Below are 24,073 nucleotides of genomic sequence, written 5' to 3'. Positions count from 1 at the left end.
CTGCCCGACGTCGGACGTCGCGGTCGGCCCGGGGACGTCGGTGGGCAGCTCACGGGTGCCCTCCGGGCCCGTGCCGCCGGCAGGGGCGGGCGTTGCGGGGGAGGTCGGGGGCTCCTCGGTGACCGCCGGATCCGGACCCTGGTCCTGACCCGGAGGGCTCCCGTCGGCCGGCCGGTCCGTGCCCGGCTGCGGCTGCGGCATCGCGGCAATCTCCTCTCGCGCCGGTCCGAGGTTAGTACCGACGCGCCAGCGGGGCGATTCCGGCCACCGCCGTCGCCGGTACCGCAAGGTCGGACGGGCGCCCCGACGTGCCGAGGGCGCGGCGACCGGCGCCCCGAGGGCGTGGCGACCGGCGTGCGCGCGGTGGCCGCCGCCGGGCCGCGTACCCTTGGGCATCATGAGCGTCCCGTCCACCACGCCGCGCCCCGCCGCGGCCAATTCGGTCTGGCCCCGGCTGGAGCCGCTGCTGCCCCAGGTGACCAAGCCCATCCAATACGTCGGTGGCGAGCTGGGCGCGGTGGTCAAGGACTGGGACGCGGCGGCCGTGCGCTGGGCGCTGATGTACCCCGACGCCTACGAGGTCGGCCTGCCCAACCAGGGCGTGCAGATCCTCTACGAGGTGCTCAACGAGCTGCCCGACGTGCTCGCCGAGCGGACCTACGCGGTCTGGCCGGACCTGGAGAAGCTGATGCGCGCCCACGGCGTGCCGCAGTTCACCGTCGACGCGCACCGCTCCGTGCGCGACTTCGACGTCTTCGGCGTCTCCTTCTCCACCGAGCTGGGCTACACCAACCTGCTCACCGCGATCGACCTGGCCGGCATCCCGCTGCTCGCCGCCGACCGCACCGACGCCGACCCGGTGATCGTGGCCGGCGGCCACGCCGCGTTCAACCCGGAGCCGATCGCCGACTTCGTCGACGCCGCCGTGCTGGGCGACGGCGAGGAGGCGGTCCTGGAGATCACCGGGATCGTGCGGGAGTGGAAGGCCGAGGGCTCCCCGGGCGGGCGCGACGAGCTGCTGCTGCGCCTGGCCCGCACCGAGAGCGTCTACGTGCCGCGTTTCTACGACGTGGACTACCTGCCCGACGGCCGCATCCAGCGGGTCGTGCCGAACCGGGCGGACGTGCCGTTCCGGGTGCACAAGCGCACGACCATGGACCTGGACGCCTGGCCGTACCCGAAGAAGCCCCTGGTACCGCTCGCGGAGACCGTGCACGAGCGGTACGCCGTGGAGATCTTCCGGGGCTGCACCCGGGGCTGCCGGTTCTGCCAGGCCGGGATGATCACCCGGCCGGTGCGCGAGCGCTCCATCACCACCGTCGGGCAGATGGTGCGGGAGGGGCTGGAGTTCTCCGGCTTCCACGAGGTGGGGCTGCTGTCGCTGTCGTCGGCCGACCACTCCGAGATCGGCGACATGTGCTCCGGCCTGGCCCAGCAGTACGAGGGCACCAACGTCTCGCTCTCGCTGCCGTCGACCCGGGTGGACGCGTTCAACATCGACCTCGCGCAGGAGCTGTCCCGCAACGGGCGGCGCACCGGCCTGACCTTCGCCCCCGAGGGCGGGTCGGAGCGGATCCGCAAGGTCATCAACAAGATGGTGTCGAAGGAAGACCTGATCCGCACCGTCGTCACCGCGTACACGAACGGCTGGCGGCAGGTGAAGCTGTACTTCATGTGCGGGCTGCCCACCGAGACCGACGAGGACGTCCTCGAGATCGCGGACATGGCCCACGAGGTGATCCGGGCCGGCCGGGCCGCCACCGGCTCGAAGGACATCCGCTGCACGGTCTCCATCGGCGGGTTCGTGCCGAAGCCGCACACCCCGTTCCAGTGGGCGCCGATGGAGACGCCGGAGGTCATCGACGGCCGGCTCAAGATGCTCAAGCAGGCGATCAACGCGGACCGGTCGCTCGGCCGGGCGATCGGCTTCCGCTACCACGATGGCGAGCCGTCGCTGATCGAGGGCCTGCTCAGCCGGGGTGACCGGCGGGTCGGCGCGGTGATCCGCCGGGTGTGGGAGAACGGCGGCCGGTTCGACGGCTGGAGCGAGCACTTCTCCTACCAGCGCTGGGTGCAGGCGGCGACCGAGGTGCTGCCGGCCTTCGGCGTCGACCTCGACTGGTACACCACCCGCCAGCGCGACGAGCTGGAGGTCCTGCCCTGGGACCACCTGGACTCGGGCCTGGACAAGGACTGGCTCTGGCAGGACTGGCAGGACGCGCTCAGCGAGTACGAGCAGGACGACTGCCGGTGGACCCCGTGCTTCGACTGCGGCGTCTGCCCGTCGATGGACACCGAGATCCAGATCGGCCCGACCGGGAAGAAGCTCCTCCCGCTCACCCCGATCAATGGTCTGAAGCTCCCCACCGGCTCCCAGCAGTAGCCCCGGCGCACGGCGGGCACGCCCGCCGTGCGCCGGGTTGATCATGTGGTTATCGTCAGCGGCACGCGAGTCGCGAGCAGTGCCGTCACGATCAACCGGTTCCGACACGAGGAGCACGACGATCAGTAGGAAACCACAGCCAGAGGGCGGCCAGGCACCCGTCGTGCAGCGGGTCCGGATCCGGTACGCCAAGCGCGGCCCGCTGCGCTTCACCTCGCACCGGGACTTCGCCCGGGCGTTCGAGCGGGCGCTGCGCCGGGCGGGCGTGCCGATCGCCTTCTCCCAGGGCTTCACCCCGCACCCCAAGATCTCGTACGCCAGCGCGGCCCCGACGGGCGTGGCGAGCGAGGCGGAATACCTGGAGATCGGCCTCCGCGAGCAGGTCGACCCGGCGCAGTTGCGCGCCGCGCTGGACGCCGCCCTCTCGCCCGGTCTCGACGTGCTCGACGCCGTCGTGGCCGCCGGCGGGAGTCTTGCCGACCGGATCGAGGCGTCGCACTGGCGCATCGAGCTGCCCGAGGTCGACCCGGCCGTCCTGCAACGGGCGGTTTCCGCCTTCACGGCCGCCGAGGAAGTGCTGGTCGAGCGGATGACCAAGCAGGGCCGGCGCACCTTCGACGCGCGGGCGGCGGTGATCCGCATCGATGTGATCGCGTCGCCGGAGACGCCTTCCGGGGCACCGGCCGTACCGTGTGCGATACTCGAACTGGTCGTGCGGCAGGTCACCCCCTCCGTGCGGCCCGATGACGTCCTTTCCGGCCTCCGCGTGGTGGCCGACCTGGAGCCGCCGGTCTCGCCGAGGGTGATCCGGCTGGCACAGGGCACGCTGACCGCGCAGGATGCGATCGCGGATCCGTTGGAAGCGGACCGCGACGGGGCAACCATCGGTGAACGCTGACCGTCGGTCGACGTTCAGGTAGGCAGACTTCGGCGGTCGCGCACCGTGCGCGCCCGGCGGAAACACTTTTGCGGCGACCCTGCGTGGCAGCGCTCACCCGCGCCCGGGGCAGCCAGAACTGGAGAACGTCCATGCTCGAGAACGAGCCCGAGGGCGGCGAACGGACCGGTTCACAGCCGGCCGACGAGACCGCTGACAACAGCACCGTCGAGAACGCCGCCGGGGCGGAGAACGCTGCCGGCGCCGCCGACGCCGGAACCGGCGGGGCCGAGCAGGCCCCGGCCGCGCCGGTCCGACGGCGTACGACCCGGCGGCGGGCCACGCCGCTGAACCAGTCGGAGCAGACCGAGGTGCCGGTCGAGGCGTCGACGGCGCCCGTGCCGGGCAGCGGTGAGGCGCTCCAGGCCGAGGTGTTCGCCCCCGTCTCCGGCGATCTCGACGCCGCCCCGAAGGCGACGCGCCGCCGCCGCAAGGCCACCACCGCGAAGGCCGCCGAGGACACCACCGCGCCGCCCACCGAGGCCGCCGGGCAGGCCCCCGAGGCCGCCGCGCCGCCCGCCGCGGAGGCGCCGGTCGCGGCGGACCAGGCACCCGCCGAGCCGGCCGCGCCGCCGGCGAAGGCGACGCGTACCCGCCGGAAGAAGGCCGCCCCCGCCGCGGCCGAGCCGGCCGCGGAGACCCCGACCGACGCCGACCGGACCGGCACCGCGCCCGCGGAGCAGCCGACGGCCGCCGCCGGCATCGAGCCGGAGGCCGGCACCGGGTTCGGCGCCGCCGCCCCGCCCGCCGCCGTCAGCGGCGCGCAGAGCCGTTCCGGCGAGGTCCCGCCCGGCGTGGCGGTCACCCCGCCCGCCGAGGAGGAGCCGACCGAGGCCGTCGAGCCGGTCGTCGAGCCCGAGCCGGTCGTCGAGCCCGAGCCGGTCGTCGAGCCGGAGCCGGTCGTCGAGCCCGAGCCGCGCACCCGCCGCCGGCGGGCCGCGCTCTCCGCGCCCACCGTGCTGTTCATGGCCCCGCAGCCGGAGGACGTCCCGGTCGCCCGGGTCGTGGCTCCCGCTCCGGAACCGGAGCCGGAGGAGCCCGCCGCCGAGGAGCCGGCCGAGCCGGCGCGCCGCCGCCGGCGTGGCCGCCGCGACGTCGAGGCGGTCGAGGTCGTCGAGCCCGAGGAGCCGACCGAGGAGGCCGAGGAAGCCGCCGAGGACGAAGACGAGGACGAGGACGAGAGCGCCGCGGCCCGCCGCCGGCGCCGCCGTGGCCGCCGCGGACGCGGCCGGGGCAAGGGCGGTGCGGAGGACGCCGAGGACGAAGAGTCCGAGGAGGGCGCGCAGGCCGAGGCGGAGGAGCCCGAGGGTGACGAGGACGAGGAGGCCGAGGGCGGCGACGCCCTGACCCGTCGCCGTCGTCGTCGCCGCCGCCGGGGCGCCGGTGACGTCGAGGCGGGCGCCGACGACGGCGTGCCGACCGTCGTCAAGATCCGCGAGCCGCGCAAGACCGTCGACGAGGTGCAGGGCGTCTCCGGCTCCACCCGGCTGGAGGCCAAGCGGCAGCGCCGCCGCGACGGCCGCGAGCAGCGCCGGACCCGGCCGCCGATCCTCAGCGAGTCGGAGTTCCTCGCCCGCCGGGAGGCCGTCGACCGGGTGATGGCGGTACGCCAGCGCGGCGACCGGACCCAGATCGCCGTCCTGGAGGACGGGGTGCTCGTCGAGCACTACGTCACCCGCAACTCCTCCGGCACCATGGCCGGCAACGTCTACCTCGGCAAGGTGCAGAACGTCCTGCCCAGCATGGAGGCGGCGTTCGTCGACATCGGGCGCGGCCGCAACGCCGTCCTCTACGCCGGCGAGGTCAACTGGGACACCACCGGCCTGGAGGGGCGGGCCCGCTCCATCGAGCAGGCGCTGCGCTCCGGCGACTCGGTGCTGGTGCAGGTCACCAAGGACCCGATCGGCCACAAGGGCGCCCGGCTGACCAGCCACATCGCGCTCTCCGGCCGGCACCTGGTCTACGTGCCCCACGGCAACGCGTCCGGCATCAGCCGCAAGCTGCCCGACACCGAGCGCAAGCGGCTGCGGGACGTGCTGAAGAAGCTGGTGCCGGACGGCGCGGGCGTGATCGTCCGGACCGCCGCCGAGGGCGCCAGCGAGGACGAGCTGGCGCGCGACGTCAAGCGGCTCCAGGCGCAGTGGGAGGACATCCAGGCCAAGGCGGCCGAGGGCGGCGCCCCGGTGCTCCTCTACGAGGAGCCGGACCTGGTCATCCGGGTCGTCCGGGACCTGTTCAACGAGGACTTCCGCGAGCTGGTGATCGAGGGCGAGCAGTCGTACGACATCGTCGAGTCGTACCTGTCGCACGTCTCGCCGGACCTGGTCGCCCGGCTGCGCCGGCACGTCGGCGCGGCCGACGTCTTCGCCGAGTACCGGATCGACGAGCAGATCATCAAGGGGCTGGACCGCAAGGTCTTCCTCCCCTCGGGCGGGTCGCTGGTGATCGACCGCACCGAGGCGATGACGGTCATCGACGTCAACACCGGCAAGTACACCGGCTCCGGGGGCAACCTGGAGGAGACGGTGACCCGGAACAACCTGGAGGCGGCGGAGGAGATCGTCCGCCAGCTCCGGCTGCGCGACCTCGGCGGCATCGTGGTGATCGACTTCATCGACATGGTGCTGGAGTCCAACCGTGAGCTGGTGCTGCGCCGGCTGACCGAGTGCCTGGGCCGGGACCGGACCAAGCACCAGGTCACCGAGATCACCTCGCTCGGGCTGGTGCAGATGACCCGCAAGCGGATCGGCGCGGGCCTGCTGGAGGCGTTCAGCGAGACCTGCGAGTGCTGCAAGGGCCGGGGCCTGATCATCCACACCGAGCCGGTGCCGGACAAGCCGCGCTCCGGCGGCGGCGCGGGGGAGAAGGTCAAGGCGGTCGCCTCGGCCGTGGCCACCCCGGCGGCGGCGGAGCAGGGCGCCGGCACTTCCCGGCGGCGGGCGCGTAAGAGCGCGCCGGCCGAGCGCACCGTGGCCGAGGTCACCGAGACCGACGCCGACGCCGCTCCGAACGCCGAGTACCACGACACCATGGGCTACGACCTGTCCCGCTACGAGGCGGACACCGCCGCCGCCGGGGAGGTCGCCGACAGCCAGACGGGCGAGTCGGCGCGGCTGGCAGCCCCGGACGACCCGGACGCGCTCTCCGACGCCGACGGCGACGAGTCGGAGGGGGGCTCCGGCCGGCGCCGGTCCCGCCGCAGCGGCGCGCGGCGGCGTACCCGGCCGTGACCGGCTGACCGACCCGACGTGTGACAGGGCCCCTTCCCGGTGATGTCCGGCGGGAGGGGCCCTGTCGTATGGTCGATCCCCGGCCACGATCGGCCGCCTGCGGTCAGGAGAAGAACGATGCGCCGTATGCTCGCCGTCACCGCGCTCACCGCCGTCCTGCTCTCCGGCGCCGGGTGCGCGGCCGAGCGCCCGGAGCGGGCCGGCCCACCCGGCGGCGCACCGGGCGGTGGCGTCACGCCGGGCGGATCCGTTGGCGGCGGGGCACCGGGCACCGGACCGGGGGCCGGCAGCGGGGCGGCCGGCGGCAACGCGCCCGAGGTGTGTGCCGCGGCACAGCGGGCCGGCGAGACGGCCGTGCGGACGTACGTCGAGGAACTCGGCAAGATGGTCGCGGCGGTCGGGGCGGACGACGCCGCGGCGGCCCGGACCGCCCGGGACCGGATCTCCACCGCGCTGACCGACTGGCGCAGCACGCTGCGGCGCGAGTCGACCCGGGCCGAGGACGCGCAGCTCAAGACCCTCCTCGCGGACATGGCGGCGGAGGTCGGCACGCTGGGCACCGACGTCGACTCGATCGACGAGACCGGGCTCGACCGGCTCCGGCAACGCCTCGACCAGCTCTGCGCCCGCTGACCGGCGGGGCCCGGTTTGGGCGTCGGCCCTCCGATGGCGTACGCTGGCCGGCGGTGCACTTTGGTGTACCGAGTTCTCGCGTGCCCGCGCCGCCGTGCCTCTGCTACCCGGCGAGCCGCCGCGGGAACACCCGACCGGCAACGGTGGGGAAAAGACGCCAGCAGCCTCAACGACAGGGAGTCCGCCTCCGATGTACGCGATCGTCAAGACCGGCGGCAAGCAGTACAAGGTCGCCGAGGGCGACGTGATCGAGGTCGAGAAGCTCGTCGGTGCCCCCGGCGACGCGGTGAAGCTCACCGCGGTGCTCCTCGTCGACGGTGACGACCTGGTGACCGACGCGGCGAAGCTTGCCAAGGTCGCGGTGTCCGGCGAGATCGCCGCGCACACCAAGGGCCCGAAGATCCGGATCCACAAGTTCAAGAACAAGACCGGCTACCACAAGCGCCAGGGTCACCGCCAGCCGTTGACCCAGGTCAAGGTGACCGGCATCTCCAGCGGGAAGTAGGTCGTCCTCAGATGGCTCACAAAAAGGGTGCGTCCAGCTCGCGTAACGGCCGTGACTCCGCGGCGCAGCGGCTCGGCGTGAAGCGCTTCGGTGGTCAGGTCGTCAGCGCGGGTGAGATCCTCATCCGTCAGCGTGGCACCAAGTTCCACCCCGGTGACCTGGTCGGCCGCGGCGGAGACGACACGCTCTTCGCGCTGGCCGCCGGTTCGGTCCAGTTCGGCACCAAGCGCGGTCGCAAGACCGTCAGCATCGTGCCGCAGCAGTAGTTCGAAGGCGTTGCGGGCCGCGGACCTCGTGTCCCGGCCCGCTTCGCTTTTTTCGTGCGGGGCGTGACCCTCGCTGGAAGGATTGACGCCCGTGGCGACGTTCGTTGACCGGGTCGTCCTGCACCTGCAGGCCGGCGATGGTGGGCACGGTTGTGTCTCGATCCACCGGGAGAAGTTCAAGCCGTTCGGTGGCCCCGACGGCGGCAACGGCGGGCACGGCGGCAGCGTGTCCCTGGTGGTCGACCCGCAGGTGACGACGCTGCTGGACTTCCACTTCCGCCCGCACGTGAAGGCCGAGAACGGCAAGGGTGGCGCCGGGTCGAACCGGGACGGCGCGAACGGCCGCAACCTCGTGCTCAAGGTGCCGAACGGCACCGTGGTGCAGGCCCCCGACGGCACGGTCCTGGCCGACATGGTCGGCGCCGGCACGACCTTCGAGGTGGCCCGGGGCGGGCGCGGCGGCCGGGGCAACGCGTCGCTGGCCAACGCCCGGCGCAAGGCCCCCGGCTTCGCCGAGCTGGGCGAGCCCGGCGAGCAGCTCGACGTGGTGCTGGAGCTCAAGAGCGTCGCCGACGTGGGGCTGGTCGGCTTCCCGTCGGCCGGCAAGTCGTCGCTGATCTCGGTGATCTCCGCCGCCAAGCCGAAGATCGCCGACTACCCCTTCACCACCCTCGTGCCCAACCTGGGCGTGGTCCGGCTGGACAACCACACCTTCACCGTCGCCGACGTGCCCGGCCTGATCCCCGGCGCGGCCACCGGCAAGGGCCTCGGCCTGGAGTTCCTGCGGCACATCGAGCGCTGCGCGGTGCTGGTGCACGTCATCGACACCGCCACCCTGGAGCCCGGCCGGGACCCGGTCGCCGACATCGACACCATCGAGGCCGAGCTGACCGAGTACGGCGGCCTGGCCGACCGTCCCCGGCTGGTGGCGCTCAACAAGGTCGACGTGCCCGACGGCCGGGACCTTGCCGAGATCGTCCGCCCCGACCTGGAGGAGCGCGGCTTCCGCGTGTTCGAGGTCTCCGCGGCGACCCGGGAGGGGCTCAAGGAGCTCATGTACGCCATGGCGGAGCTGGTGGAGCAGGGGCGCAAGGCCGCGCCGCCCGCCGAGGCGACGCGGATCGTGATCCGCCCCCGGGCGGTCGACGACGCCGGCTTCACCATCGAGGCCGCGGCGGACGGCGCCTGGGTCGTGCACGGCGTCCGCCCCGAGCGGTGGGTGCGGCAGACGAACTTCGACAACGACGAGGCCGTCGGCTACCTGGCCGACCGACTGGCCCGCCTGGGTGTCGAGGAGAAGCTGGGCAAGGCCGGCGCGGAACCGGGCGACCTGGTCCGGATCGGCGAGCGGGAGTTCGACTGGCAGCCGACCCTCTACGCCGGGGCCGACTTCATCCCCGGCAACCGGGGCACCGACGTCCGGCTGGAGGAGAAGTCCACCCGGGCGTCCGCCGCGGAGCGGCTGGCGGCCCGCAAGGCCCGCCGGCAGCGCCCGGAGGACGACGTCGAGGGCACCGACGCCGACGTCTCCGACGACGTCGACCCGGCGGACGGCTTCGGCGACGCCGGGCCGGTCCGGGAGGCCGACCCGTCCGACGGGCCCGGTCCTTCCCAGGAGCCCGGCCCGTCCCGCATCGCGGCGGCGGACGACGCCGAATAGCCCGCCCCGGCGGGCGACGCCGAATGGCTCGTCGCGCTCCGTGCGCGGGTCGACTGCCAGAAACCTGCCCGAAATCCCCGCCGCCTAGCGTGGCCTGATGCTGATCGAGTCCCGCCCCGCCACCGACGCGGAGATCGACGCCCTCGTCACCGCCCAGCAGCGCGAGCTGCGGGCGGCCGACGGCGGGCTGGACGGCCAGGCGACCGTCACCCACGACGACATCCGCTACCTGGTGGTGGTCGCCGACGGGCGGGCGGTCGCCTGCGGCGGGATCCAGGCGCTCGACGCCGGCACCGGCGAGGTGAAGCGGATGTACGTCCGCCCGGCCCACCGGGGGCGGGGCATCGCCCGGCAGTTGCTGACCGCGCTGGAGGAGTTGGCCTTCCAACAGGGGTACGCGGTTCTCCGCCTGGAGACGGGCACGTACCTGCCGGCCGCGATCGGGCTCTACACCTCCAGCGGATACGAGCCGATCCCGGTCTACGGCGAGTACGTCGGCAACCCGTACAGCGTGTGCTTCGCCAAGCGGCTGCGCGTGCCGGCCTGACGGGGCCGGGCGGTCAGTCGCCGGTGTGCGCGTGTTCGGCGGTGACCGGCTTCGACTCCGGCGACGCGTGCTGACGCAGGAAGATGCTCAGCACGATCAGCGTGCCGACGGCGAGGAACTCGCTCTGCCAGTTCTGCATCGACTGGAACCAGAAGTCGCTCGTGCTGAGGAACTCCCACGCGCCGATCGGCGGCGCTCCGCTCTGCAACGCCTGCTGCTGGTTGTAGTCGGCGGTCCCGCCGAGCAGGTGGCCGACGAACGAGCCGGCGAAGATCAGCAGCAGCGCGATGGAGAGGCTGTTGCGGTAGACCACCAGCGGCAGCCCGCCGGCGCGTACGGGCCAGGGGGAGTCCGGGGTGGCCCGCCGCTCGTCGTCCTCGGGCCGGTCGGTCTGCCCCACCGGCTTCGACTCCGCCGACCCGCGCTGCACCAGGTAGGCGGTGAGCAGGACGTAGCCGCCCATCTGGAGGAACTCCGACTCCCAGTTCTCGAAGACCGACTCCATGAAGTGCCCGGTGACCAGGTACGCCGGCCAGCCGGTCGGCGCGGCCCCGAACTCGGCCAGCTCCTGGTTGTACGTCTGCCAACCGAACACGCTCTGCAGGACCAGGAAGACGAGGAAGGCGCCGAACATCGCCACGGTCAGCGCGTTGTCACGCAACCACCTCGGCATGACGACCTCCTCGTCGACGGACCTCCGACCTCCGTGCCCGAAGGGCGCGGCGGGCAAACGCCGCCACACGGCCCGGGTCAGGGGCGGTCGAAGGGGTCGTCGGCCCGGGTGCCGGTGCCCACCTGGTTGGAGAGCAGCAGCCCGAAGGCGAGCATGCCGAAGCCGAGGACCAGGTGCAGCCAGTTGTCGGCGTCGTTGACCGGGATGAAGTTCGCCGCGCTCTCCCGGTCGATCGCGAAGCCGTACAGCCACAGGCCGAGGTAGAGGGCGCCGCCGCCGGCGAGGAAGACCCGGGCCCCGGCGACGCTGCGGGCCAGCAGCAGGCCGGCCAGTCCGAAGCCCAGGTGCAGCGCGTTGTGCAGGATCGACACCTGGAACAGGCCGAGCAGCCGGGCCTCGGAGTGGTGGCCGGCGAACGTCATGTCGGCGTAGTTGATGGTGATGCCGGGGACGAACCCGAGCACTCCGATCAGGGTGAAGACCCCGGCCGCGGCCACGGCGGCGAGCTGCACCTTCGGCTTCGGGCCCCCCGGGCCGCCGAGTGCGTGTCGTGCCATCGATTCACCTCCGTGGACCCGCGGAACGCCCTGCCCGCGGCGCCGGCAGCGGGGGAGTGTCCACCACTGTGCGTGGCGGGGTCGATACGCGGTCCGGCGATCCTCCATTTTGTAGCGGGCCGGCGGCGGCCCGCAGGGAAAGTCACGAAGGAGGTATGGAACCGGCGACGCAGGGTAGGTCAAGAGATGCGGCGGCAGGAACCGGCCGGCGCATCCCCCCAGCACACACCCGCGAAGACTTTCCGAGCGGAAGGGAAATCATGACCTACGATCTGTCACCCACGACTTCCACGTACGGCCAGGATTCGAGCAACGGCAGCGGCGTCCGCGAGCAGGCCCGTCAGGTCGGCTCGGAGGCCAGGCACGCCGGCGGCGCCGTCGCCGAGACGGCCAAGGAGCAGGGCCGGGAGGTCGTCGGCGAGGCGAAGCTCCAGGCGCGCAACCTCTACGGCGAGGCCCGCAGCCAGCTCGCCAGCCAGGCCGGCGACCAGCAGCGGCGCGCCGCCGGCGGGCTCCGTTCGCTGGCCGATGAGATGCGCTCGATGGCCGAGCAGGGCGGCCAGGCCGGCCCGGTGAGCGAGATCGCCCGCCAGGCCGCCGACCGGGTGCACGGGGTGGCCGGCTGGCTGGAGCAGCGCGAGCCCGGCGACCTCATCGCCGAGGTGCGCGACTACGCGCGTCGCAACCCGGGTACCTTCCTGGTCGGCGCCGCCGTGCTGGGTGTGCTCGCCGGCCGGCTGACCAAGAACATCTCGGCTGGCGGCGACGGCCAGGGTGGCAACGGCTACCCCGCGTACGGCTCGGGCGCCGGCTACGACCCGGAGCGGACCGCGGTCATCCCGACCCCGCCGGCCCCGCGTGCGGTGCCGGACGCCGTACCGCCGGGCGGCTACCTCGACCCGACCCCGGGCGCGTACGCCGACCCGCAGACCACCACCAGCTACGCCGACCCCGCCGGTGGCGTCGGCCAGCCGCTGCCGCCGGTGAGCCAGACCGACCCGCTGCCGGGCGTGCCGTCGACCGGAACCACCCGTCCGTGAGCCCACGAATCACCCGAAGGGAGGCGGCGGCATGAGCATGCCGACGCAGGGGGCGGGGCTGGACTCCGGCTACCACCCCCACGACGCGGACGAGGTCAGGGGCAGCTCGATCGGTGAGCTGATGCGCCAGGTCACCAGCGACCTGTCGACCCTGATGCGGCAGGAGGTCGAGCTGGCCAAGGCCGAGATCCGCCAGGAGGGCAAGAAGGCGGGCAAGACCGCCGGCTTCTTCGGCGGTGCCGGCTTCGGCGGCTACATGGTGGCCCTCTTCCTGTCGCTGGCCCTCTGGGCCGGGCTGTCCAACGTGATGGACGCCGGCTGGGCGGCCCTGATCGTGGCCGTCATCTGGGGCGCGATCGCCGCGGTCCTCTACACCAAGGCCAAGAAGAGCGCCGAGCACATCCGCGGCCTCAAGCAGACCAACGACAGCGTGCAGCGGATCCCCGACGCGCTCAAGCCCCACCCGCAGGAGGTCACCCGATGAGCACCGACCCGGACCAGATCCGCCGGGAGATCGAAGCCACCCGGAACAACCTGAGTTCCGACGTGGACGCGCTGGCGTACAAGGTCAGCCCCGCCCGCATCGTCGACGACCGCAAGCAGCGGGCCCGCAACGCACTGCAGAATGTGAGGGACAAGGTGATGGGAACCGCTTCCGACCTGGGTCACAGCACCAAGCACAGCGCCCACGCGGTGGGCGACCACGCCTCCTCGGCGGCGTCCACCGTGAGCGACAAGGCGCACTCGGCCGCCTCGACGGTCAGCGACAAGGCGCACTCGGCGGCCTCGACCGTCAGCGACGCCGCGCAGCGGGCGCCGCACGTGATCCGAGAGAAGTCCGAGGGCAACCCGCTTGCCGCCGGCCTGATCGCCTTCGGCGTCGGCTGGCTCGCCTCCTCGCTGATCCCGGCGACCCGCCGCGAGCAGCAGGTGGCGTCGCAGGTCAAGGAGAAGGCCGGCGAGCACGCCGGGGTGGTGAAGGAGAAGCTCGGCGAGGTCGCCAACGAGCTGAAGGAGGAGCTGCGCGAGCCGGCGCAGCACGCCACCGAGTCGGTCCGCTCCACCGCCCAGGACGCGGTGCACGCCGTCAAGGACGACACCCGTTCGGCCGCGCACGACGTGAAGGACCAGGCGCAGCAGTCCCGCGAACAGGTGCGGTACTGACCAGCCCGACCACCGTACGCCGCAGCTCGCGGCCACTCCCGGAGCACCGTCCGGGGAGTGGCCGCGAGCTGTCGTGTGCGTCCCGGGCGGGTGGCGGTGCCCAGAGTCAGCGCAGGTGGCGGCGGAGGGTGCGTTCGAAGTGGGCGGCGCGGCGCACCCGGCCGCCCGCGTAGCGGACCCCGCCGAGGAGCAGGCGCCGGCCGACGGCGAGCCAGCCGCACACGCCGCGCTCCAGCACCCAGAGCGGGGCCGCCAGGGCGGTGGCCGGCGGGAAGACCGCGGCGCCCCCGCCCCAGCGCCGGCCCACCTCGGCGAGCGCCACGGTGGTCACGGCCGCCCCGAGCAGCAGCCTCGGCCGCCGGGTCGCGACCGCCGCCGCCAGCGCCGGCAGGACCGCGAGCGAGGCCATCAGGCGGGCCGGCTGGGCCAGGTCGTCGTACGCCTGGCGGACCCGTTGGCCCAGGAAGTGGGCGGCGTCGGGCGGCAGCCGGCGTACGTGCAGCCAGGCGGGTGCCGCCTCGGTGCCCCCGTACGCGCGCACGGTGCGGATCAGCTCCAGGTTCTCGAAGAGCACGTCCGGGTCGTACCCGCCCATGGCGAGGAAGGTGCTCCGGCGTACCGCCAGGGTGCCGGGGTAGTCGGCGCCGAGCGCCCGGTTGAGCAGGGTGCGCCCGGTGTCCCACCACGCGTGCCAGGGCAGCGGATCGAAGTAGTTCTGCGGCCGGACCAGGTCCACCCGGTCGAGCAGCCGGTGCACGGCGAGCAGCCCCGCCTCGTCGTACCGGACGTCGTCGTCGGCGATCACCACGTGCTCGTGCCGGGCCGCGCCGACGCCGGTGAGCACCCCGGTCACCTTGCCGTTGACGCCGCGCAGGGCGGGATCCGGCCGCAGGTGCCGGACGAGGCCGCGCCAGGCCCCCGCGTGCCGGGCGAACACCTCCGGCGGCGACCCGTCGACCACGGTCACGTCGACCAGGGCGCTCAGCCGCCGCAGGTAGGCGGTCAGTTCGGTCAGGTCGGCGTCGTCGGTCCAGCGCAGCGGCAGCACGTACGCCATGGGAAGCCGACGCTCGTCGGCGCCCCCGGCCGTCGGCGCGCCGGTGCCCCGGCCGTCGCCCCCGGGAGCGGCAGCGGCCGGGCGGGCCGGGGCGCTCACGCCTGCTCCGGGCGGCGGTAGACGGAGACGTGCTCGCGGCTGTGGTCGGTGAACGGCCGGCCGGACCAGTCCTCCCACCGGTGCTCGCGGCGCAGCCCGGCCAGCTCGGCCATCAGGTCCAGCTCCGCCGGCCAGGCGTAGCGGTGGTTGGCGGGCAGCAGGCGCACCCCGTCGTTGCCGATCCGGACCTTTGTGGTGGTCATCCGCTGCTCGGCGGGGTGCAGCAGGGCCGCCTCCAGCAGCACCACGTCCTCCGCCACCCGCACCGGCCGCAGCGAGCCGCCGGCGCGGAAGGCACCCGGGTCGGGCACCCACGCCTCGACGACGAACCGGCCGCCGGGACGCAGGTGGGCGGCGGCGTTGCGGAAGCAGGCCACCTGGGCGGCCTGGTCCGGCAGCGCGAAGATCGTGTTGAACGCGAGCACCACCAGGGCGAACTCGCCGGGCACCTGGGTCTCGGCGAAGTCGCCGACGGCCACCTCGATCTTGTCCCCGCCGGGCTTGGCGCGCAGCCCGGCGGCCATCTCCGGGGAGCCCTCGACACCGGCGACGGTCAGTCCCCGGGCGACCAGCGGCAGGGCGAGCCGGCCGGTGCCGATGCCGAACTCGCACACCGGGCCGCCGTCGGCGAGCGCGGCGAGCCGCTCCACCGCCGCGTCCGGTGTCAGGTGCGCGTACGTCTCGTCGTAGACGTCCGCGGCGTGCCGGCCGTACTCGCTGGCGTCGAAGGACACGGTGCCTCCCGGTGACGGTGGGTGCCCGCAGCAGGTGCCCGGTTATCGACCGGGCAAACCGGCGCGTCGTTTCGGCCGGGCGGTCCCGGGTAGCGCAACTGGTGCGGGTGGTCGATCCCCGGGCACCCGCATGGAGGAGACGAGATGACCAGCAACGGAACGAGGTGGGCGCTGCTCGGCGCCACCACCGTGACCGTGGTCGGCGTCGGCAGGGCGGTGGCCCGTCGACGACGCCGGCACCAGCCCGAGCGCCGCGACGGCTGGTACGTGGTGCGGCGCGGGGTGACGATCGACCGGCCGGCGGCGGCCGTGATCGGCTTCTGGACGGACCGGGAACGGATGGACCGGGCGCTGGCCGGGTGGGCGACCCTGGAGCGGCTCGACGACGACCGGTGGCGCTGCGTGGCGCGGGACCCGGCCGGCGGGGGCACCGAGTGGCGGGCGGAGATCACCGTCGAGGGACCCGGGCGGCTGCGCTGGCGGGTCACCGACGGGCCGGAGCAGGAGGGCACGGTCCACCTGACGCCGGCGCCCCAGGACCGGGGCACGGAGGTCCGCGCCGAGCTGCGGTGGCGCTCCGGGCCGCTGCGCCGGGCGTTCGGACTCCTCGGCGGCGACGACCCGGACCAGGCCCTGCGGGACGCGCTGCGCCGGGTGAAGGCGCTGGTGGAGTGCGGCCAGGTCATCGACACCCGGCGGGACCCGTCCGGGCGCGGCCCGGCCCAGGAGAAGGCGACCGACAAGGTGCGGGAGAGGCTGCGGACGGGAGGGCGGGCATGAGGGCGCTCTGCTGGGAAGGCGTCGGCAAGCTGGCCGTACGCGACGTGCCGGAGCCGCGGATCCGCGCCGAGGGCGACATCATCGTCAAGGTCGGCGCCAGCAGCGTGTGCGGCTCCGACCTGCACCTGATCAACGGCTTCCTGCCGGCGATGCGGGAGGGCGACGTCCTCGGCCACGAGTTCATGGGCGAGGTCGTGGAGACCGGCCCCGGCGTACGGCGGCTGCGCGTCGGCGACCGCGTCGTGGTCGGCTCGGTGGTGGCCTGCGGCGGCTGCTGGTACTGCCGCACCGAGCAGTACTCGCTCTGCGACAACTCCAACCCGCAGCCGGTCTTCACCGAGAAGCTCTGGGGCCACTCGCCGGCCGGCATCCTCGGCTACTCGCACGCCGCCGGTGGCTACTCCGGCAGCCACGCCGAGTACGTCCGGGTGCCCTTCGGCGACATCGGGGCGTTCCAGGTGCCCGACGGGGTGCCCGACGACTCGGTGGTGTTCGCCTCCGACGCGATGCCCACCGGCTGGATGGCCGCCGACTTCTGCGCGCTGAAGGGCGGCGAGGTGGTCGCCGTCTGGGGCGCCGGCGGGGTCGGCCAGATGGCGGCCCGGTCCGCCCAGCTCCTCGGCGCCGAGCGGGTGATCGTGATCGACAGGCTGCGGGAGCGGCTCGCCACCGCCGCCGACCGGCTCGGCGTGGAGACGGTCAACTACGCCGAGACCGACGTGCTGGAGGCACTGCGGGAAATGACCGCCGGCCGGGGGCCGGACGCGTGCATCGAGGCCGTCGGCATGGAGTCGCACGACGTCGGGCCGGTGTACGCGTACGACAAGGCGAAGCAGACGGCCCGGCTGCAGACCGACCGCCCCACGTCGGTCCGACAGGCGATCATGGCCTGCCGCAAGGGCGGCACGGTGAGCATCGTCGGTGTCTACGCCGGTCTGGTGGACAAGTTCCCGCTCGGCGCGGCGATGAACAAGGCGCTGGTGCTGCGGATGGGGCAGATGCACGCCCAGCGCTACATCCCGATGCTGCTGGACCGGATCGCGGCCGGCGAGATCGATCCCGGCTACCTGGCCACCCACCCGATGTCGCTGGAGCAGGGCGCGCGGGGCTACGAGATGTTCGAGAAGAAGGAGGACGGCTGCCTGCGCAGCGTCCTGCACCCGGCCTGAGCGCGATCGCGACCGCACCGCCCCGGGGCCGTCGAGGTCCCCCGGGGCGGTGTCGTGTTCAGGCCGTGCGGCGGACGTTGGTGACCAGGAACCCGCTCGGCGGCAGCGCCGGCATCCGGTGCAGGCTCAACGCCAGGTCCTGCGGTGGCACGTCGTACCGCATCGTCGTGGTCAGGTTCGCCACCGCCCGCTTCATCAGCTCGATCGTGATCCACTCCCCGGCGCAGCGGTGACCGGTCAGGTGCTCGCCGCCGCCCTGCGGCACGAGGGCGAACGGGTCGCCCCGCCAGCCGGTGAAGCGCTCCGGCCGGAACCGCTCCGGTTCCGGCCAGAGCGCCCGGTGGTGGTTGGTGCCGTACAGGTCGAGCAGCACCCGCCGGCCGCGCGGGAAGTGGTAGCCCTGCCAGTCGAACGAGCGCCGGACCCGGGCGGCGGCCACGGGGAAGAAGGGGTAGTAGCGGCGTACCTCCTGCACGAAGCTCTCGGCCGCCTCGTCGCTCTCCCGGACGCGTTCCCGCCAGGCCGGGTGGTCGTGCAGGGCCAGCGCGGCGAAGACGATGAAGCGGTCGACGGCGACCGTGGGCCGTAGCACGTTGAGCAGCTCGACGGCCGCGATCCGGCGGGGAAGCAGCCGCCCGTGGGCGTCGCGGTGCTCGGCGAACACCCGCAACGCGCTGCCGTCGGGGGCGGGAAGCGTGCCGGCGCGCTGCCGGTCGACGACCTGGCCGATCCAGCGTTCGCCCCGGCGGCGGGCCCACAGGCCACGCCAGTGCTGGGGGCCGAGCGCCGCTGGTCCTTCGATCATGGCGTGCAGCTCGGCGGTACGCCGGTCCACCTCGGAGTTCGCGAGCGGCACGCCGGCCCAGGCGCAGACCGCGCGGGTCAGCATCCGGCCGACCTCGTCGTAGAGCACCACCGGCCCGTCCGACTCCCAGGACGGGACGCGGGCCCGCCACTCGTCGTCGAAGAGCTGCGCGAGCTGCCGGACCGCGGCCGGCGTCATGATCGACATGAACATGGCCTTGCGGTCGGCGTGGTCCGCCCCGTCGAGGCCCTGCACACCGCCGCGGCCGGTGAGGGTGCGCTGCGCCCGCTTCGGCATGGCACCCGCCCGGACGAAGCGCTCGGTGTCGTAGAAGAGTTCCGCCGCCGCCCGGCCGCGCAGGCAGATGGTGGGCTCCAGCAGCAGCCGGGCCTGGAAGATGTCGGTGCCGTGACGGTCGCAGCGCCGGCCGACGAAGCGGTAGCCGTCGCGCAGGAAGGCCACCGAGCTGTCCGGGCTGCGCTCCGTCGGGATGGTCGCCATCGGGCCTCCTGACCGAAGGGTGGCGGCCGTTGCCGGCCGGGTCCTGTCCGTACCCCTGCGTCTACCCGGGCCGGCGTGCCTGAACCCCGCCGCCGGGTCGGCCGCGGCGCGGGGCGGGCGGATGCCGGGAAGGGGCCAGCGGACGACGCGTCTGCTGGCCCCTCCCAGGGACGCGGCGAACTGGTTGTCTTGGGGGAGCGGTCCGCGCCGGTCCACCGCCGGCACGACTCCGGCGGTGGCCAAGACGGAACGCGGGCGGTCCACCGCGGGACGAGGCCGCCCACGATCGCCACGGGGAGGACACATGCGTGACAACAGGCCGGCGTACTGGCGGCAACGGCAGGCGCGGGAGAGGCTCGGCGCGGCCGGGGAGGTCGCCGGCGCGTCGTTGATCGCGCCGCCCCGCCGCTCGGCCCGGCCGGGCCGGTTCTTCACGGTGCACCTCGGCTTCACCGCCGCCGATCTGGCGTCGGCCCGGGAGCTGGCCGTCGGATACGCGGAGGCGCTGAGTCTGCTGCGGCCCGAGGTGGCCCTGGGCGCGTCGGCGCTGTCGCCGGCCGAGGCGTGGCAGCAGGCCGAGCGGTTGTTCTGCGGCGCGTCCGGCCCGGACGGCGAGCGCTGCGCCGACGTCGCCGGCCATCCCGGCTTCCATCACGCACCGGGGCCGGGCGGGCTCGGCTGGGGCGACGGCGACTAGCCCGCGATTCGGGATCGCCGCCGTGGTGGAGGCATTGCAACGGTACGCGGAGCGCCCGGTCCCGTACCGCCGTCGGCCGGGGGGAACAGTCACCCCATCGACGATCTCCTATTGCGAAGCCTGCGTGACCACGAGTAGCTTGGCACCGTTGCAGAGCCGAGCCGGCCTCGCACCCGTACGTCGCACTCGTCACGAGCGCGCCGCGCACCGCCATTCGCGTGCGCCTGGGCAGGCGTGCCTGTGCCCCGATCTGTCGGGGCCTCACCCTGAGGTAGGCCATGAAGAGAAGACTTCTCTCCGTCGGCGCCGCGGTGCTCGCCGTCGCCGCGTCCGTCCTGCTGTTCGTCAAGCCGGCGGACGCGGCCGTGGGACTGCACGTCGACGGACGCAACATCGTCGAGGCGAACGGCCAGCCGTTCGTCATGCGAGGTGTCAACCACCCCCACGTCTGGTACACGGGCGAGACCGACTCGTTCGCCGACGTCAAGGCGCTCGGCGCCAACACCGTCCGGGTGGTGCTGGGCAGCGGCAAGCGTTGGGGTCCGTCCACCGACGTCGCCGACGTGATCTCACTGTGCAAGCAGAACCGGCTGATCTGCGTACTGGAGGTCCACGACACCACCGGCTACGGCGAGGAGGGCGCCGCCGCGTCGCTCGACGAGGCGGTCGACTACTGGATCAGCCAGAAGAGCGCGCTCGTCGGCCAGGAGAACTACGTCGTCATCAACATCGGCAACGAGCCGATCGGCAACGTCAACGCCGGCCAGTGGACCGCCGCGACCACCGCCGCGATCACGAAGATGCGGGCCAACGGCTTCGAGCACCTGCTCATGGTCGACGGGCCGAACTGGGGCCAGGACTGGCAGTACGTCATGCGGGACAACGCGCAGGCGATCCTGGACGCCGACAGCCGGCACAACACCGTGCTCTCCATCCACATGTACGCGGTGTTCAACACGGCCACGGCCATCACCGACTACCTCGACCGGTTCGAGGACAACGGCTGGCCGTTGGTCATCGGTGAGTTCGGCTGGCGGTTCAACGCCAACGAGGTCGACCACGAGACGATCCTGGCCGAGTCGCAGGCCCGCGGCCTGGGCTACCTCGGCTGGTCCTGGAGCGGCAACACCGACCCGATCCTGGACATGGCCACCACCTTCGACCCCGCGCGGCTCACCACCTGGGGCGAGCGGATCTTCAACGGCGCCAACGGCATCAGGGCCACCGCCAGGGAGGCTACGATCTTCGGCGGTGGGCCGAGCCCCACCGCGACGGTGACGCCCACGGTCAGCCCGACGGTCTCGCCGACCCCGACGGACCCGCCCACCCCCACCCCGACCAGCGGTGTCAGGTCCTGCACCGCCGCCTACCGGATCGTGGGCCAGTGGCCGGGCGGCTTCCAGGGGGAGATCCGGATCACCGCCGGGAGCGCGGCCATCAGCGGCTGGACCGTGGCGTGGACCCTCGGCTCCGGCCAGGCCGTCAACCAGGCCTGGAACGCGACGGTCACCACCAGCGGATCCGCCGTCGCCGCGCGCAACGTGAGCTACAACGGCAGCCTCGGCCCGGGTGCCGACACGGTCATCGGCTTCCTCGGCTCGTGGAGCGGCACCAACCCCGTTCCGCCGCTGACCTGCACCGCCACCTGACGGCCGACCGGGCGGGCCGGGCGCGGTCGGCCCGGCCCGCCCGGTCGGGCAGGCAGCGGTCAGCCCGACCTCAGTCCAGGTCGAACTCGCCGTCCTGGGCGCCGGCGACGAAGGCGTCCCACTCGGCCTGGGTGAAGACCAGGACCGGGCCGTCCGGCTCGGCGGAGTTGCGCATGCCGATCAGGTCGTCGACGAAGGCGACCTCGACGGCGCTCTCGGAGGTGTCGCCCTCGGCCCGCTGCCAGACCGCCCGGGAGAGGTCGAAGTCACCCTTGGGGTGCGAAGCCATCGTCAAGTCCTCCAGTGCCACGGGGTCATGAGGGAGACACGTACGGTTCCCCATCGGGCAGGATAAGCGGATGCCGAGCCTGACCCGTGTAGAGGCGACCGCGCGTGGCGCGGCGATCACCGTCGAGTCCTATCAGGTGGACCTCGACCTGACCGGCGACGGCGAGCGGTTCCGCTCCGACGTCACCATCCGCTTCCGGGCGACCCCCGGCGCGGAGACCTTCGTCGAGGTCCAACCCGCGAAACTGCTGGCGGTACGACTCAACGACCGCGACGTCGACCCGGCCACGCTGGCCGACAACCGACTGCCGCTGACCGGGCTGGCCGAGGCCAACACGCTCACCGTCGCCGCCGAGATGGCGTACTCGAACACCGGGGAGGGGATGCACCGCTTCGTCGACCCCGCCGACGGCGAGACCTACCTCTACGCGATGTCCTTCCTGGACAACGCGCAGCGCATCTTCGCCGCCTTCGACCAGCCCGACCTGAAGGCCCCGGTCACCATGTCGGTCACCGCCCCGCCGGAGTGGACCGTCGCGGCCAACGGCCAGCTCGCCGCCAGGCCGCGCCCCGGGCGCTGGGAGTTCGCCCCGACGGCGCCGCTCGCCACGTACTTCGTCTCGCTGATCGCCGGCCCCTGGCACGTCCGGCGCGGCGAGCACGACGGCATCCCGCTCGGCGTCTACTGCCGGCGCTCCCTGGCGGCACACCTGGACGCCGACGCCGAGGAGATCCTCACGGTCACCGGGCAGTGCCTCGACCGGTTCCACCAGCTCTTCGCCGAGCGCTACCCGTTCGGCAAGTACGACCAGGCGTTCGTGCCGGAGTTCAACGCCGGCGCGATGGAGAACCCGGGCCTCGTGACCTTCCGCGACGACTACGTCTTCCGCTCCGCGGTCACCGACACCGAGCGGGAGCAGCGCGCCACCACCATCGCCCACGAGATGGCGCACATGTGGTTCGGCGACCTGGTCACCATGCGCTGGTGGGACGACCTGTGGCTCAACGAGTCCTTCGCGGAGTACCTCGGCACCCGGGTGACAGCCGAGGCGACCCGCTTCGACCAGGCCTGGACGACCTTCGCCCTGCGGCGCAAGGCCTGGGGCTACGCGGCCGACCAGCGCCCCTCCACCCACCCGGTGGCGCCCGAGGAGGTCGCCGACGCCGCCGAGGGCCTGCTCAACTTCGACGGCATCTCGTACGCCAAGGGCGCCAGCGTGCTGCGGCAACTGGTCGCCTGGCTCGGCGACGACGCCTTCCTCGCCGGCCTCAACGCCCACTTCGCGAAGCACCGGTTCGGCAACGCCACCCTGTCCGACCTGCTCGGCAGCCTCGCTGCGGCCGCCGGGCGGGACCTGTCCGGCTGGGCGCGACGCTGGCTGCGTTCGGCGCAGGTCGACACGCTGCGCGCCGAGGTCGGCGTCGACGCGGACGGCCGCTACGCCCAGGTGGCGATCCGGCAGAGCGCCCCCGACGCGTACCCGGTGCTGCGCCCGCACCGCATCGGCGTCGGCCGGTACGCCGCCGACGGGACGGTCGTCCGGACGGAGGTCGACCTCGACCCGGACGCCGACGGCGGCCGTACGGTGCTGACCGCGCTGGTCGGCGAGCCGGCGGCCCGGCTGCTGCTGCCCAACGACGGCGACCTGACGTTCGCCAAGATCCGGCTCGACCCCGCGTCGGCGGACGCCGTGCCGCTGGTGCTGCCCGGCCTGGCCGACCCGCTGGCCCGGGCGCTGCTCTGGGGCGAGGCGCTGGACGCCGCCACCGACGGGGAACGCCCGGTCGCCGGCCTGGTGGCCCTGATCGCCGCCGCCCTCCCCGCCGAGACCGAGGTGATCATCGCCGAGGACGTGCTCACGCTCAGCCGCTCGCTGGTCGACCGCTACCTCGACCCGCCCGCCCGCGAGGCCGCCCTGGCGCAGGTCGCCGCCGCCTGCCGGAAACTGCTCGACGGCGCCCCGGCGGGCGGTTCGCTCCAGCTCGCGGCGGCCCGGGGCTGGATCGCCGCCAGCACCGACGCGGACCGGCTGGCCGGCTGGCTCGTCGGCCGGGACGTCCCGCCGGGGCTGGCGGTCGACGCCGAGCTGCGCTGGGCGCTGCTGCTGCGGCTGGTGGTGCTCGGCGCGGCCGGCGCGGCGGAGATCGCCGCCGAGGCCGCGGCCGACCCGAGCGCCGCCGGCGCCGAGCGGGCCGCCCGCTGCCGCGCGGCGCTGCCCGATCCGGCCGCCAAGCAAGCCGCGTGGGAGATCGTCGTGTCGAACACCGACCTGTCGAACCGCATCGTCGAGGCGACCGCGGAGGGGTTCTGGCAGCCGGAGCAGGCCGAGCTGACCGCCGGCTACGTGGCGCGCTACTTCGCCGACATGCCGGCCGCCGCGCGGGCGCGTACGCCCTGGGTGGCCGACCACGTCGCGAGACTGGCCTTCCCCCGGCACGCCGTGGCGCAGCCCACCCGGGAGGCGGCCGCGGCGCTGCTGGCCCGCGACGACGTCACCCCCGGCCTGCGCCGCGTGGTGACCGACGCCGACGACGACCTGCGCCGTGCCCTGGTCGCCCGGACGGCGGTCGCCGCGGCGGCGGCCTGACGGCCGACGGGGTGGTCGCCGGCGCCACCGCGAGAGCGCCGAGGCCGGGTCGCCGGACGGGACGGTCCGGCGGCCCCCCGGGGTCGCCGGTTCCGCCCGGCCTAGGATCGC

Annotated in this window: 22 protein-coding genes; 16 read left to right on the top strand and 6 right to left on the bottom strand. The window is 73.8% G+C overall.

The window, feature by feature from the left end; translation table 11 throughout:
- Positions 1 to 397 precede the first annotated feature (397 nt).
- The 8 genes from EV374_RS29640 (at position 398) to EV374_RS29605 (ending at position 10,161) form a co-directional block, all read left to right on the top strand.
- Positions 398 to 2,383: a TIGR03960 family B12-binding radical SAM protein gene (locus EV374_RS29640; RefSeq protein WP_132240447.1), complete on the top strand. Its 1,986-nt coding sequence runs from the start codon at positions 398 to 400 to the stop codon at positions 2,381 to 2,383.
- A 163-nt stretch (positions 2,384 to 2,546) separates the two neighbouring features.
- A complete protein-coding gene (locus EV374_RS29635) occupies positions 2,547 to 3,281 on the top strand; it encodes a TIGR03936 family radical SAM-associated protein (protein ID WP_207914652.1) in 735 nt (244 codons plus the stop codon).
- A 131-nt stretch (positions 3,282 to 3,412) separates the two neighbouring features.
- A complete protein-coding gene (locus EV374_RS29630; protein ID WP_132240446.1) occupies positions 3,413 to 6,550 on the top strand; it encodes an Rne/Rng family ribonuclease in 3,138 nt (1,045 codons plus the stop codon).
- Between the two features lie 117 nt (positions 6,551 to 6,667).
- The gene (locus tag EV374_RS29625) at positions 6,668 to 7,183 is read left to right on the top strand and encodes a hypothetical protein (protein WP_132240445.1); all 516 of its coding nucleotides are present in this window, start codon (positions 6,668 to 6,670) and stop codon (positions 7,181 to 7,183) included.
- A 190-nt stretch (positions 7,184 to 7,373) separates the two neighbouring features.
- Positions 7,374 to 7,688 carry a 50S ribosomal protein L21 gene (gene rplU, locus EV374_RS29620; RefSeq protein WP_088975625.1) on the top strand — a complete coding sequence of 105 codons (315 nt, stop codon included), beginning with the start codon at positions 7,374 to 7,376 and terminating at the stop codon, positions 7,686 to 7,688.
- Between the two features lie 11 nt (positions 7,689 to 7,699).
- Positions 7,700 to 7,954 carry a 50S ribosomal protein L27 gene (gene rpmA / locus EV374_RS29615; protein ID WP_013288010.1) on the top strand — a complete coding sequence of 85 codons (255 nt, stop codon included), beginning with the start codon at positions 7,700 to 7,702 and terminating at the stop codon, positions 7,952 to 7,954.
- Positions 7,955 to 8,045: 91 nt separating this feature from the next.
- Positions 8,046 to 9,614, top strand: a complete 1,569-nt coding sequence (gene obgE, locus EV374_RS29610; RefSeq protein ID WP_486486031.1) for a GTPase Obg — start codon at positions 8,046 to 8,048, stop codon at positions 9,612 to 9,614.
- A gap of 97 nt (positions 9,615 to 9,711) precedes the next feature.
- Positions 9,712 to 10,161 (top strand): GNAT family N-acetyltransferase, encoded by a 450-nt coding sequence (locus tag EV374_RS29605; protein WP_132240444.1) that lies wholly within the window; start codon positions 9,712 to 9,714, stop codon positions 10,159 to 10,161.
- A 13-nt stretch (positions 10,162 to 10,174) separates the two neighbouring features.
- Here EV374_RS29605 and EV374_RS29600 read toward each other — a convergent pair whose 3' ends face one another.
- The gene (locus EV374_RS29600) at positions 10,175 to 10,834 is read right to left on the bottom strand and encodes a DUF6766 family protein (RefSeq protein WP_132240443.1); all 660 of its coding nucleotides are present in this window, start codon (positions 10,832 to 10,834) and stop codon (positions 10,175 to 10,177) included.
- A gap of 77 nt (positions 10,835 to 10,911) precedes the next feature.
- A complete protein-coding gene (locus tag EV374_RS29595) occupies positions 10,912 to 11,391 on the bottom strand; it encodes a DUF4383 domain-containing protein (protein WP_132240442.1) in 480 nt (159 codons plus the stop codon).
- A gap of 260 nt (positions 11,392 to 11,651) precedes the next feature.
- Between EV374_RS29595 and EV374_RS29590 the strand changes: the two genes are divergently transcribed.
- From EV374_RS29590 to EV374_RS29580, 3 genes are read left to right on the top strand one after another with little or no spacing between them, the layout of a single operon-like run.
- Complete coding sequence (locus tag EV374_RS29590; protein WP_132240441.1) at positions 11,652 to 12,431, top strand: F0F1 ATP synthase subunit B family protein; 780 nt, start codon at positions 11,652 to 11,654, stop codon at positions 12,429 to 12,431.
- Positions 12,432 to 12,462: 31 nt separating this feature from the next.
- Positions 12,463 to 12,915 (top strand): phage holin family protein, encoded by a 453-nt coding sequence (locus tag EV374_RS29585; protein ID WP_132240440.1) that lies wholly within the window; start codon positions 12,463 to 12,465, stop codon positions 12,913 to 12,915.
- Positions 12,912 to 13,595: a DUF3618 domain-containing protein gene (locus EV374_RS29580; RefSeq protein WP_132240439.1), complete on the top strand. Its 684-nt coding sequence runs from the start codon at positions 12,912 to 12,914 to the stop codon at positions 13,593 to 13,595. Before EV374_RS29585 ends, EV374_RS29580 begins: the two co-directional genes overlap by 4 nt.
- A gap of 106 nt (positions 13,596 to 13,701) precedes the next feature.
- On the opposite strand, the gene EV374_RS29575 is transcribed toward EV374_RS29580, so the two are convergent.
- Positions 13,702 to 14,751, bottom strand: a complete 1,050-nt coding sequence (locus tag EV374_RS29575; RefSeq protein ID WP_486486030.1) for a glycosyltransferase family 2 protein — start codon at positions 14,749 to 14,751, stop codon at positions 13,702 to 13,704.
- Entirely contained in the window at positions 14,748 to 15,485 is a 738-nt protein-coding gene (locus tag EV374_RS29570; protein WP_132240438.1) for a class I SAM-dependent methyltransferase, read from the bottom strand. Before EV374_RS29570 ends, EV374_RS29575 begins: the two co-directional genes overlap by 4 nt.
- Positions 15,486 to 15,629: 144 nt before the next feature.
- Here EV374_RS29570 and EV374_RS29565 point away from each other — a divergent pair, with 144 nt between their 5' ends.
- Both EV374_RS29565 and EV374_RS29560 read left to right on the top strand, forming a co-directional pair.
- Positions 15,630 to 16,265, top strand: coding sequence for an SRPBCC family protein (locus tag EV374_RS29565; protein WP_132240437.1), 636 nt, complete (start codon positions 15,630 to 15,632; stop codon positions 16,263 to 16,265).
- Complete coding sequence (locus tag EV374_RS29560) at positions 16,262 to 17,434, top strand: zinc-dependent alcohol dehydrogenase (RefSeq protein WP_132240436.1); 1,173 nt, start codon at positions 16,262 to 16,264, stop codon at positions 17,432 to 17,434. The genes EV374_RS29565 and EV374_RS29560 overlap by 4 nt, the downstream gene beginning before the upstream one ends.
- A 58-nt stretch (positions 17,435 to 17,492) precedes the next feature.
- On the opposite strand, the gene EV374_RS29555 is transcribed toward EV374_RS29560, so the two are convergent.
- On the bottom strand, positions 17,493 to 18,740 hold the full coding sequence (locus EV374_RS29555; protein WP_132240435.1) for a cytochrome P450: 1,248 nt from the start codon (positions 18,738 to 18,740) through the stop codon (positions 17,493 to 17,495).
- Positions 18,741 to 19,044: 304 nt separating this feature from the next.
- On the opposite strand from EV374_RS29555, the gene EV374_RS29550 reads away from it, so the two are divergent.
- Together EV374_RS29550 and EV374_RS29545 are read left to right on the top strand one after the other, a co-directional pair.
- Positions 19,045 to 19,437, top strand: coding sequence for a hypothetical protein (locus tag EV374_RS29550; RefSeq protein WP_132240434.1), 393 nt, complete (start codon positions 19,045 to 19,047; stop codon positions 19,435 to 19,437).
- Between the two features lie 278 nt (positions 19,438 to 19,715).
- Positions 19,716 to 21,086 carry a cellulase family glycosylhydrolase gene (locus EV374_RS29545; protein ID WP_132240433.1) on the top strand — a complete coding sequence of 457 codons (1,371 nt, stop codon included), beginning with the start codon at positions 19,716 to 19,718 and terminating at the stop codon, positions 21,084 to 21,086.
- Positions 21,087 to 21,156: 70 nt separating this feature from the next.
- Here EV374_RS29545 and EV374_RS29540 read toward each other — a convergent pair whose 3' ends face one another.
- Positions 21,157 to 21,375 (bottom strand): DUF397 domain-containing protein, encoded by a 219-nt coding sequence (locus tag EV374_RS29540; RefSeq protein WP_088992395.1) that lies wholly within the window; start codon positions 21,373 to 21,375, stop codon positions 21,157 to 21,159.
- A gap of 70 nt (positions 21,376 to 21,445) precedes the next feature.
- Here EV374_RS29540 and pepN point away from each other — a divergent pair, with 70 nt between their 5' ends.
- The gene (gene pepN / locus EV374_RS29535; protein ID WP_132240432.1) at positions 21,446 to 23,962 is read left to right on the top strand and encodes an aminopeptidase N; all 2,517 of its coding nucleotides are present in this window, start codon (positions 21,446 to 21,448) and stop codon (positions 23,960 to 23,962) included.
- Positions 23,963 to 24,073 lie beyond the last annotated feature (111 nt).

The organism is Micromonospora sp. CNZ303 (assembly GCF_004345505.1).
Note: the sequence above shows the minus strand (reverse complement) of the source record. Positions and strands in the feature narration are given on the sequence as shown.